General features: G+C 68.7%; 7 protein-coding genes. 6 read left to right on the forward strand and 1 reads right to left on the reverse strand.

The annotated features are described in order from the left end of the window. Positions 1-46 precede the first annotated feature (46 nt). The 6 genes from E5N76_RS07990 to E5N76_RS08015 all read left to right on the forward strand — a co-directional run bounded on the left by E5N76_RS07990 (position 47) and on the right by E5N76_RS08015 (position 10,300). Entirely contained in the window at positions 47-418 is a 372-nt protein-coding gene (locus E5N76_RS07990; protein ID WP_149536747.1) for a DUF6634 family protein, read from the forward strand. 6 nt (positions 419-424) lie between these two features. Next, on the forward strand, positions 425-2,650 hold the full coding sequence (locus tag E5N76_RS07995) for an AAA family ATPase (protein ID WP_149536748.1): 2,226 nt from the start codon (positions 425-427) through the stop codon (positions 2,648-2,650). A gap of 1 nt (position 2,651) precedes the next feature. Beyond that, positions 2,652-5,843: a bifunctional DNA primase/polymerase gene (locus E5N76_RS08000; RefSeq protein WP_149536749.1), complete on the forward strand. Its 3,192-nt coding sequence runs from the start codon at positions 2,652-2,654 to the stop codon at positions 5,841-5,843. A gap of 119 nt (positions 5,844-5,962) precedes the next feature. Beyond that, positions 5,963-6,388, forward strand: a complete 426-nt coding sequence (locus E5N76_RS08005) for a type II toxin-antitoxin system RelE/ParE family toxin (RefSeq protein ID WP_149536750.1) — start codon at positions 5,963-5,965, stop codon at positions 6,386-6,388. Then, complete coding sequence (locus tag E5N76_RS29420; protein ID WP_187830049.1) at positions 6,363-6,791, forward strand: helix-turn-helix domain-containing protein; 429 nt, start codon at positions 6,363-6,365, stop codon at positions 6,789-6,791. The genes E5N76_RS08005 and E5N76_RS29420 overlap by 26 nt, the downstream gene beginning before the upstream one ends. Positions 6,792-8,230: 1,439 nt before the next feature. Next, positions 8,231-10,300 (forward strand): helix-turn-helix domain-containing protein, encoded by a 2,070-nt coding sequence (locus E5N76_RS08015; RefSeq protein ID WP_149536751.1) that lies wholly within the window; start codon positions 8,231-8,233, stop codon positions 10,298-10,300. Positions 10,301-10,467: 167 nt separating this feature from the next. Here E5N76_RS08015 and E5N76_RS08020 read toward each other — a convergent pair whose 3' ends face one another. Next, on the reverse strand, positions 10,468-11,808 hold the full coding sequence (locus E5N76_RS08020; RefSeq protein WP_149536752.1) for a tyrosine-type recombinase/integrase: 1,341 nt from the start codon (positions 11,806-11,808) through the stop codon (positions 10,468-10,470). Between the last annotated feature and the right edge of the window lie 263 nt (positions 11,809-12,071).

Consider the following 12,071-nt stretch of genomic DNA (forward strand, 5'->3'; position numbering starts at 1 on the left):
AGGCCGGTGACCAGCGCGACACCATCCCAGAGGAACAGGAGACGCCATGATCGTCATCGGCGAGGGCGGACGTGTGTCCGGCGACGCGGACGGAGAGGCCGCACGGCTGGAAGCGCTCGCCGCCGACCTCCGCCGCTTCGGGAGCCTCGCGGCGCCGTCGCCGGAGGAGCTCTCGGCGGCACCGCTGCTCGAGGCGTGGGCCGTTTCGGTGCGGCCGGTCGTGTGCCTGGTCGGGATGGTCACCGGGCACCCCCGGCTCCGCGGCCCACGCTGCCAGACCTCCGACGTCTGGGCCTTCGCGCCCGCGCTGGGATGGGCGCGCACCCTGAACCGCCTCTATCGGCTCGGCGCGCCAAACGCGGGGTCCCCCGTCATCCCGCAGCGCGGCGACTGCACCCGCGCGCCCGGCGGGAGGTGACGCCCCATGCCGGACACCTCCATCGACACCCCCGCCCCCACCCTCGCGCCGGGCGCGACAACATCGCCCAACAGCGCGGAGGGCGCCCTCCCCGCTGGAGACGCGCTGGACCTCGCGCTCAAGGGTTTGGCCGAGGCCGTCAGGGATGAGATCGGAAACGAGCCAGGAGAGGCCGAGCCCGCCCCGTCTCGGGAGGCCATCTGCCCGCCCTCAAAGAGTGCCGTGGTCGCGACCCCGCTGTGGTTCGACGACCCGATCGAGGCCGCCGCCTTCGTGCTGCTGCGCCGGGTGCTGGAGCGCGACCCGGGGCTGCGCGAACGCGCCCTGGCGCCGGGCGCCGCGGTCGTGTTCGAGGTGGCGGACGCCGAGTGGGTGGATCCGGTCGCCGAGGCGTGGCGCGTGCTCGTGCGCGGGACCGACGCGGTGCCGCTTGACGGGGACGAGGACCAGGAGCGCCCCTACCGACCGATTCCGCGCACCGAGCCGTCCTGGGGCGAGTTCCGCCGCGACGGCCTGGGCCGCAGGCACCGGCCGGAGGACGGCAACGGCTCCGTCCGCGCGATGGTCGCGGCCGGGCGGCCCGTCTATGGCTTCAGCCCCTCGCCCGCGCGCTCCCTGCCGTCGGACCTGCTGCGCATCGCGGTGGACACGGTGGTCGTCGGGCCCCTCGACCCGGCGGCCCTCGCCGAGGCAGCCAAGCTCCTCACGGACACCGCCCCCACCACGGCGGCCGTGCCCGCCGACCTCGCGCCGCTGGTGGGCGCCTCCGATCTGTGGCTCGCCCGGCGACCGGGCCAGGACGGCGACGACTACCTCGTGCGCCTGGCCGAGCTGGCCTCGCAGCGCCTCATCGCCCGCCCGGTGACCCTCCGCGACCTGCACGGCATGGACGAGGCCGTCCGCTGGGGCGAGGACGTCGCGCGCGACCTCGCGGACTACGCGCGCGGCGCGCTGCCCTGGCGCGACGTGGACCGGGGCGCCGTGCTGGTCGGGCCGACCGGGACGGGCAAGACGACCTTCGCGCGGGCGCTGGCAGCGCACTGCGGCGTGCCGCTGGTGACTGGCTCGCTCTCGGCGTGGCAGGGCGCCAAGGAGGGCCACCTCGGCAGCCTGCTCGGCGCCATGCGCGAGACCTTCGAGGCCGCGCGCAAGGCGGCGCCCTGCATCCTGCTCGTGGACGAGATCGACGGCTTCGGCGACCGCGCCTCCTTCCGGCACCGCGACCGCGACTACGCCATCCAGGTGGTCAACGCCCTTCTCGAGGAGCTGGACGGCGCGAACGGCCGCGAGGGCGTCGTCGTCCTGGGCTGCTGCAACGACGCCAGCCGCCTCGACCCCGCCATCCTCCGGCCCGGCCGCCTGGAGCGCCAGATCCGGGTGCCGCTCCCGGACCGGGCCGCGCTCGCCGCCATCCTGCGCCACCACCTCGGCGGCGACCTTCCCGGGGCCGACCTGTCGCGGCTGGCGCTCCTCGGGCTCGGCTCGACCGGCGCCGAGGCGGAGCGCTGGGTCCGCGGCATGCGCCGCCGCGCGCGGAACGCCCGCCGCGAGCCGATGCTCGCGGACCTCGAGGCCGAGTTGCGCGGCGGCCGTCCCCGCCCGCCCGAGGAATTCCTCCGGCGGACGGCCGTCCACGAGGCGGGGCACGCGGTGGCGGCGGCCCTCGGGCGTCCCGGCGCCCTGGTCTCGGCCACGGTGCTGGCGTCCGGCGACCGGGCCGGGCGCGTCCTGTGGGCGCAGCGGGACGGCGCCGATCCCTCGTTCACGCGCGCGGCGCTGGCGACCCTGCTCCGCGAGGTGCTGGCGGGTCGCGCGGCCGAGGAGGAGCTGCTGGGCGAGGCGTCGGCCGGGAGTGGCGGCGGCGCGGACAGCGACCTGGCCACGGCGACGCGCCTCGCCACGGCCGCCGTCACCGCGCTCGGCCTCGACCGGGGCGGCGGCGCCCTGGTCTGGCGCGGGCTGCCCGAGGCTGCGGACGTCCCCGGCCTGCTCGCGGCGCGGCCAGACGTCGCGTGCCGGGTCGGCGAGATGCTGGACACCGCCTACGCCGAAGCGCGGACACTGGTGCGGCGCCACCGCGAGGCGGTCGAGCGTCTCGCCGAACTGCTGGTCGCCCACGAGGCCGTTGGCGGCGCCGAGATCGCGTCCTTGGTCGCGGCCCATGTGTGCGGCACCGCGGCCGTGCCTGCCATCCTCTCCGGGAGTGAGGCCGGGCTGCTGGAGGCACCCTGACATGGGTGCAGCCGATGGAAGCCGCTCCGCGACCGTCGTCGGGGCGGCACTGGCTTACGCGGAGCGTGGATGGCCGGTGGTGCCCGTCCACGTCGCACGGAATGGTGCCTGCGGCTGCGGCCGCGCGGACTGCTCGAAGCCCGGCAAGCACCCTCGGGCCGAGCACGGTTTCAGGAGCGCCACGGCCGTCCCTGAGGAGATCCGGCGCACGTTCCGATGGGAGTCCAACGTCGGGATCGCGACGGGCGAGACGGCCGGGGTCTGGGTGCTGGACGTGGACGGCGAGCGCGGCGCCGCGTCCCTCGCCGACCTCGTCGCGCGCCACGGCGAGCTGCCGGTCACCGTCGAGAGCCGGACCGGCGGGGGCGGCCGCCACCTGTTTTTCCGCTACCCGGTCGGCCACGCCGTGAGGAACTCCGTGCGCAGGCTGGGGCCCGGTCTCGACACACGCGCGGATGGCGGCGGTGTAGTCGCGCCTCCTTCCCGGCACGCCTCCGGCCGGGCCTACGAGTGGGCGCAGGGCCGCGCCCCCGGGGAGGTCGAGGTCGCGCACGCACCGGCCTGGCTCTACGAGGCGCTGGATGGCGGCGACCGACACCGGGCCGGGACGCCCGCCCGCGCCCCACGCGATCCGGGCGGCGCCACGGCGGCGAACGCCTACGCGGGCGCGGCCCTGGACGGCGAGACCATGGCTGTCCTGGGGGCCGGGGAGGGGACGAGGAACGACACCCTGCACGCCGCCGCGGTGAAGCTGGGCAGCCTGGTCGGCGCAGGGCTGCTGGACCGGCGGCAGGTCGAGCACGAGCTGACCAAGGCCGCCCTCGGCTGCGGCCTACTCCTCCACGAGATCGAGGCCACACTGCGCTCCGGCCTCAATTTCGGGGTGGCCAACCCGCGTTCCCTGGAAGGGGTCGGGAGCGCCCAGGAGGCGCGCAGGCGGGCGGCGAACCACGAGGCCCAGGCGGCGCGCCGCAAGCGCCTCAGGGACAACCCGGCGGCCATGGCGTGGCTGACGGGCGAGATGAGGCTGGAGCAGGGGACGCTGGACCACTTCGCGTTCGGTCTGGACAAGCCCTACGAGAGCGCGAAGACCGGCAAGGTCTTCGCCGACGCCCTGACCTTCCCGCTGCGCTCGGCCGACGGCACGGCGCTCTCCGTCATCTGCAAGGCGAATGTCCCCGGGGTCACCCGGCATCCCAAGGCGGCCTGGTGGTCGGCCGCCAGGGAGGCCGCCACCTTCTACGCCGAGCCAGGCGAGTTCGCCGCCGTCCTCGTCTGCGACATGCCGGACCTGTGGCGCCTCTGGCAGGATCTCCGCCGCGGAGGGGAGCGCCCGGACATCCAGCTCGTCGCCTCGAGCGAGGTGGAGGCCACCCCCGCGGAGTGGTTCCGGGCGGAGTTCTGGGACCGCTGGAGCGAGATCCACGTGGCGACCGCGGCGGATGCGCGGGGCGACCGCGTCGCCCAGGAGGTGTTCCGGGCGGCAGGCAAGGCGGTGCGCCGCCTGCGTCCGTCGGCGGCGACCTGGCGCGAGGTGCTCGCCACCGGGACCGGCGTCGGTGACTTCCTCGAGGCCATGGTGGACGCGCAGCCAATGGAGGAGTCGCTGCGCTCCGAGGACGACGCCGGGCTCGGCCGCAAGGCATACCGTCCCCTCGACATCGGGCGCGCCTTCCACAACGGCCACCTCTACTATCCCGTGGACACCCTCCTGACCGAGATCGAGGTCGACAAGGACGGCGTCGTGCGGAGGGTCGAGCGCGTCGAGACGGTCGTCGTCCGCTCTGACGGGCGGCAGCTCCACGCCGTCGAGGTCCCGGCGCCGAAGGGGACGCCGCTGGACAAGCGCATCATGCGCCTCTCGGACGGCACGCTCATCGACGGCATGCCGAAGGCGCCCGCACACCCGAGCTGGTCCTGGCCCTCCATCAGCACCTGGCTCAAGGCGAAGGACGCGAAGCAGCCCATCCGGCACCGGCCCTTCCGCGAGATCCTGGAGGACGTGGTGTCGGCCTTCCGCGACACGGTGTGGCTTCCCTACGAGGAGGACTACATCGTCCTGGCGCTGACCTCGGCCGCGAGCTACTGCCAGGCCGTCTTCCAGGCGGTGCCCCTCCTCCTGCTCTGCGGCGAGCCGGGGTCGGGCAAGTCCACCGCGGGCATCGCCATGAGCATGCTCTCCGCGAACGGCACCATCGTCGGCCAGGTCAACGCGGCCGCGGCTGCGCGCCTCATCCACGAGACCAAGGGGCTCATCGTTCTCGACGACCTCGAGGCAATCGGGGCGCGTCCGGGCAAGGACGGCGCCTCTTTCGGCGACCTCGTGCAGTGGCTAAAGGTGTCCTACAACCGCGACACCGCGACCAAGGTCTGGGTCGACGCCAGCCGGAACTTCAAGGTCGAGCGACTGAACGGCTTCGGCATCAAGGTCGTCAACAACACGACCGGTGTCGACAGCATCCTCGGCAGCCGCATGATCCGCATCCAGACGCGGAAGATGCCGCAAGCGCAGGCTGACGCCCGCCGCGACCTGGTCCCGCCGTCGGCCGAGAGGCTGCAGGCGCTCCGCGACGAACTGCACACCTGGACCTTCGACCACGTGGCCGACATCGCCCGCGCCTACGCGGAGGTCTGCCCCTCGGCGACGGAGCGCTCGGAGGAGATCGCGGCGCCTCTTCGCGTGCTGGCGCGACTTTCCGGGGACGAGGGGCATCTCGCCCTCCTCGATGCCGCGCTGGCCCGGACGAGCAAGGCAAACCTCAACGCGGACGACCCCGTCGAGGTCTTGCGGGAGGCTGCCACGGTGCTGGCGCGCCAGGGATTTCGGGAGATCTCGCCCACCCACATCATCCTCGAGATGAAGCGGCTGGTGGACGCCTTCTTCGGGCAGGTCAGCACAACCGAGATCCCCGAGTATCAGCAGCCCGAGTGGGTCGGCCGAATGCTGAGGTCGCGGGACATCCTGGCCCCTGGGCAACCCGGCCACCGGAAGCGGTTCTTCGGCAAGAATCTGCGCGTTTACCCGTTCAGCCAAAATTTTCTCCATGAGGTTCTGGAGAATCAGGATTCGGTGCCCCGGAAGGAGGCGACGGACTTCTGCGTGGGATGCGCCGCATGCCCGTACCGCTCGCACGGCTGCCCGTTCATGGAGGAGCGAATGGCGGCCGAGGGCACCCGAGGGGGGCGGTATTGAGCGCTGCGGGACCGTGAGAGAGGCCAAAACCTAATGGTTGATGCCGTGCCCGTGGCCGACCGTAACTTCGAGCCACGGCCATGGGGTTGATGCTTGGCCTTCGCCATGTGTAGCACTAAGTGCCACATGAGGTCACGATAAGGGTATTCCTGACGCCGCAGGTCGCCAAACTTCAGCGAGACGAACGGCTCGGCGACAGCGTTTTCTGTGAGGTCGCAGGCGAGGTACTCAGAGGTGAGTTGGGGGTTGGGGAGGCGAATCTCGGAGGGGGGCTGTTCAAGGAGCGGGTGGGACGCGCCAACAAGGGGAAGTCGGACGGCTATCGGATGATTGTTGGTTACCGCACCCCGAACTCCGAGAGAGTTCTCTTCGCATACGGCTTTCCCAAGAGCGTTGCCTCAACTCTCACTCCCGCTGGCCGGAAGGCTCTCACCATCGTCGCAAGGGACTTCATCGCGGCCGACGACAAGAAGGTTCTGGCGTTGCTCAAGGACGGCAAGGTCAAGGAGGTGAAGTGCGATGACGGAGCAGAAGAGGCAGGCTAGGCCGAGCGCGAAGGCCGTCGAGGACGAGATCCTCGCCACCGCGCATGAGCTTGGCGCGGCCCTGCACAGCGTCGGCGCCACCGACGAGATCACCATGCGGGAACTGGACCAACTCTGCCTTCCGCCGCCCAGGGTCTATGGCAAGAGCGACGTGGTCAGGATTCGGCGCAGGACCCGCATGAGCCAGCCGGTCTTCGCCAAGCTACTGGGCGTGGGGAAGTCGGCGGTCGTTCAGTGGGAACTGGGCACGAAGAAGCCTTCCGGGACCGCCCTACGGGTTCTGGAGCTGCTCGACCCCGAGGCGTCCGGGAGTGCGCTCCTAGAAGTTCGCGAGATTTCCAGAGAGGAGCACCCGCGTCCCCGTCTGCGGTCGCATTCCCGTCATGCGGTGACTACCGGGTAGCTGGCGACCAGTTCCGCATCCCAAGGCTGGCGCCTTACGGAAGGCCGAAAGCGAACGCGTTCCATCCCAATTCGGGATGCCTGCATTCATCCGCATGCCGTGTCTGCCGCCTCCGTGTCGACGGCCTGCGAAAATGGCGGGGGCGGGTACCTCCTCGGCATTCCGGGCGGCCGGGCCACCCGTACGATTGTAGGCTCGAGGGGGCGAGGCCTCATTAGCCTCGTGAACCGCTCAACCCCGTTCGGCTCTTCAGCCAAGAATTGTCAACATTAGTTGCCGAGAATGTGGCGCCTCCCCCGACCGCCTCGACGGGTGAGTCTAAGTTGCTGATTTCATTGGGTTCGATGCGTCCTGTAAACCCTCGTTTAACAAGATTTGCACGTCTATTGCTACGCCGCAGACGGCCATTGAGGGTAGATCAGTTGCTATTAAAGCTTTGATTTCAAAGGACAATCCTCATTGCGTCCGAGCGGTCTTGTTAGGTGGCCTCTGGAGGCTTGTTAGCCCGCCCGAGATTGGCTTGTCGACGCCGAAGAATGCCCCAGGTTGCACAGTGAGGCCCGGCACGATCCGGGACGAGGCTTTCGTGGTTCATGGGAGCCGACCTGCCTCTTCCGCCAGCCTTCCTGCTGGACCAGCCCTCGATCCAACGAACGCGGCCGCCGAACCGATAGAGCATGAAGCTTCTAATCTTATTTACTAAATTTATGAACCAGACACTGAACCAGGTTCTCCACATGCTGAACCAGTACTCCTGAACCAGTCTGCTCTGTTTGGTTCGAGCTGGTCCGGCTTCTGGTTCAACCCCTCCCCCCAGCCCGGCCACGAGGAAATGGCGTGTCTCAAATGGCTTCCGAAGGTTGGCCGGGGATGCCCGCCCACCGCTGAACCGGTCGGTGCCGTCGGACCGGCACCCTCCGCCCGGTCCCCTGCCAAGATTGTCCGTTCGGGCTTGGCGCAATAATCTCGATGTCATCGCCCTCTTCGGTGGCATACAGCGGGAGAGGCGCGCAAACGTGAACAAAATAGAAACGAAATCGATCTAGAGTCCTCCTGGTTGCAGGCAGCAGGGGACAGTGCAGTATGCGTTTGGAAGACAGTTCGATATCACTATTGTAACGAGCACAGTAGATGTTGTGCCGGAGGAATCCCCACGTCTGACGCAGAGCCAGCTGGATGTCGTGACTTGGCTCCGCAGATTTTGGGCGACCACCGGCATTGGCCCGCGCAATGGGAGGTCGCGGCCGGGGTCGGGGCACCGTCGCAGGCGGCGACCGCTGCGCCGCTCGTCGGCCCGGTGGCGGCCAAAGGCTGCTTGGAGCGACCGGAGGCTGCCAGCCGGAATATTTGGCCGACGCTCGGGCCATGGGGAAGCTGAAACCCTGGGCGCATGTGCAACCGGAGACGGTGGCACTCGCCCCAAACTGAGGATTCTTGGAATGGATGGGTCGGTGCCCGTTCGCCAAGCAGGCAGATCTGCGCCTGCTGGACGGCTGACGTTCAAAGTCCTCAAGGCGGCGCGAGAGAAACTCGTGGCCTCGGGGCAGCTCGGCAGGAAGGCGTTCGCCAGCGACGTCTCCGCCTTGAACAACTTCGCCGCCACCCACGACCTCACGGACGACGATGCCTTCGCTCCCCTGCTCGGGGTGTCGGACGAGGAATTCGCCGAGCGGCTCCGGGAATACGAGAGCAGGGCCACGGTCTCGGCCGGGACCATGACCGGGTACCGCAGCCGCCTGCGCACGTGGAACGACGCGGCTAGAGAGCTTTCCACCCGCGACGGACCGCGGACCGCTCTGCTTTCGGACGTGCTCAGCGCCGCGATCGACGCTTTCGAGCGGAAGAATCTGGGGACCAGCTACAAGCAGGTGGCAGAGCGTGCAGGCGTCCACCCGGGCACGGTGTTCAAGTGGCGGAACGGCGCCCGCCCGTTCAGTGCCCCGAACAGTGTGAAATACGCAGGCAGCCTGGAACGCGTGCTGGGTCTTCCACCGAAGACGCTCTCGTCGCTTCTCAGGCCCAAGACGCAAGCCCGCAGGAGCAGGCGCGACTTGGTCAGGAGGCGCAAGGAACTCAACAACAAAGTCCAGCTGAACGGCATCCGTTTCAGGCCAAAGGAGCTTCCTCCGAAGCTCGCGGCCTTTTTTGAGAGGCTCAAGACATACAAGTCAACGGCCCACGTGTTATACGACTTGATCGGCGGTCCGCTGGAACGGCCACGTAAGACCTGGAGGGTCCAGCGGAAAGGTGGGGAGGTTCCCGCCTACGACCTCTACATGGCTCGGTTCCTGACGCGGATTGGATGGATGACGCTTCCTTCCTCGCTGGAGGGAGCGGTTCTCTACCTGCTCGACACCGGCAACCGAGTTGGGCAGCCGCTGTCACCCGAGATGGCGTCATCCCTTGCCCCGGTCTTCATGGGCAAGGGCATCCCGCTCGAGGACGTCACCCCGGCTCATCTTGTCGACCCAGAACTGCTCGGCGAGTTCATTGAGTGGCGCAAGAGAAGAAACGGCGACATCAGCAAAGAATACGTGCAAGATGCCCTGATGCTCGTGACGCCAGGAGGCTTCCTGCGGCAGCAGCCAGAGTGCGCGTGGGACTACGCGAAGACGAAGCTGTCTCCGGTCGACGTGACCGCTCCGGAAGGGGAAGACGACTACGCGCAGCGGAGCGCGGACTGGGCGAAGATGTGTGGTCGGTGGGAGAAGCAACTCCGCGGCCTCCTGCCCCATGTTACGAGAAAACGGTCAAGAAGGGCCAGGGACAAGCTTCAGCCGATTCTAGCTCTCCCAGAGCCGATGTCGGTCGTCAAGGGCGTCATCGAGGCCCACGCGGCCACCAAGCCGGTAGGCCGTTTGGTCAAGGGCTACAGCGGGGCCGTCCAACTCGCGCTTTGGTACCGCGATCAAGTCCTCCTTCGGATGCTGGCTTCCAACCCCCTGCGGAACAGGAATTTCCGCGAAATGCGGTATAGGGAGAAGCCCACGCAGGAGGACAGGGGCAATCTCTACCGCACGCCCGAAGGAGCGTGGCGGCTCCACTACGAGCCGCACGAGTTCAAGAACGAGGCCGGAGCCGCGAGCGAGACCTACGATGTCGAGGTGTCGAAGGATCTCTGGGCCCTCATCGAGCTCTACATCTTCAAGGCCCGGCCGATTCTCTTGGAAGGCGACTCAGAACTCGTGTTCGTCAGCAGGACTGGGAAAGCCATGAGCAGGGTCACCCTGTCCGACACGATCTGGATCCTCACCAGCATGTCCCTGCCGGACATACCGGGCATGCCGGACGTCTTCGGGTTCCGTTCCCACGCCTTCCGGCATCTCGTGGCCACGGCTTGGCTGAAGGCGAATCCCGAGGACTACCTCACGGTCAAGCACATCCTGCACGACACGCTCGAAACCGTCCTGAAGAACTACGCGCACGACAGGCCGGACGACGGACTGACCCGCTACAACAATTGGCTCGGGACGCAGCTGAAGCCACCGCAGAATCTGGATGACGCCTGACGCGCCCCGGATCGCCGGGGCGAGGTCCACGTCGGGCCCGTTGCAGGCGGCGGCCCGGCCGCTCCGGGGCCGCCTCGTCGGTCGCGTCCACCATGCCATGGCTGGCGCCGCGAGGCGGCGCTCCAAGTTCCGCCTTGAGCGATCGACACCGGGTTCTAAGCAGGCGCCTAGGCGGACCGGCGGAGATCCAAGGTTCGCATCCTCGCTCCCGGCGCAGGACAATGGCTGATGGCCAAGCCCAGAATCCAGTCCTCCCACTTGCGCATGGTCACCCACCTCGCATCGTTCGGGTTGCGGAGCGGGTGGATCTGTATCTCGAGCTCGTCCGGCCTCCCGTAGACCAAGACCGTCATCCGCGGGCCCTGCTCCCGGACGTGGTGCATGATCGCGGCCAGGTCGACGGGCTTGATGCCGAGCCGGGTCGGCCCATACGTCCCGAACGCATGCCTGAAGTCGTGCGGGTCGAGCGGATCCAGCGGCTCGGCCACGGGGTGGTAGGAGATGTGGCCGTCGCAGGGGCCGCCCTTTCTCCTAGGCCGGACCTGGGGGAAGAGCCAGTCGCCGGGCGCCGGGAGGGCGAGCGCCTGCCTCGCCACGTCCGCCGTGGCGGGCGGAAGGGGCACCACGTGGCACCGCTTGGCCTTAATGTGCTCCGCCGGGATCGCCCAGACCAAGCCGGACTCGAGTTCCCGGAAGTCCTGCCGCCTCGCGGAGATGACCGTCTCGACGCGCTGGACGGTCAGCAGCATCAGCAGCCCGGCTAGGCGCGACTGGGCGGAGATAGGCGCCGCCTCGAGCCGCCACGGCAGGAGACCGAGCTCCGCCTCGCTCGGCAGGTGCACCCTCCGCTTCGTGGCCTTGCCGCGCGGCAGCGGCTTTACCCCGGCGATGAGCGAGACGTCGATGCCACTGCCGGTCTGCTCTGCGACCCAGCTCATGCACGCCTGCAGGATGGACAGGACGTGCCGCGACTGCGCCGGGACGCCACGCTCGTGGACCGCGTTCCGGATTCGTTTGGCGTCCTCCGGGCCAATCTGCCGGACGAGCTTGCCCTCCAGAGGCTTCAGATCCCCGCTGTGCAGGGCGATGCGGTAGTCCTTGTAGGTCGCGGGCGCCAGGTTCTCCTTGACGTGGACGAGGTATCTATCCCGCGCCTCCTTCCAGTCCCACCCGTCCCGCGCCCTGTCGTGGTAGCGCTCCGTGAGACCGTCGTTCTCCAACTCGCGCAGCTTCTCTTCGGGATCGATTCCCCTCCTAATCAGCTTCCACGCCTCGGCGACATTCTCGCGGGCGGTGTCCGGATCCTCCATGACGCTGGCGTCGCCGACCCGCCAGGTCGTCTGCTTCGGACCGAACCGCGCGCGCAGGCACCAGATGGCCGACGTCTTGCGCACCCTCAGCGACAGTCCCTTGGACTGCTCGTCGCTCAGGGTGAGCTCCCGCTTGCCGATCTGCGCGACGGCGGCGGCGACGATGCCCTTGGTCAGCTTCTTGCGCTGGGTTTCCATGCGGCCTCCTGGGACACCGTGGGCGACATGGGACACCAGCGGGACACCAAATTCAATCCTTCCTCAATCCTTTGCGGTAAGGAATCGAACACAAGGAAAGGAGCCGTTTGCCGGGAGTTCTGGGGGGCGCGGCAGTGCGGCAAGGACAGGCCAGGCAGGGAACAAGGATACAATCAGCGATCGCGAACTCATGGCATTCAAGAGGTCGTCGGTTCGATTCCGATTGGCTCCACCAGTTCCGCCGCCGGCTTCCGAGTGATCGG

This window comes from Siccirubricoccus phaeus, assembly GCF_008360935.1.
In the GTDB taxonomy this organism is placed as follows: Bacteria; Pseudomonadota; Alphaproteobacteria; order Acetobacterales; family Acetobacteraceae; genus Siccirubricoccus; species Siccirubricoccus phaeus.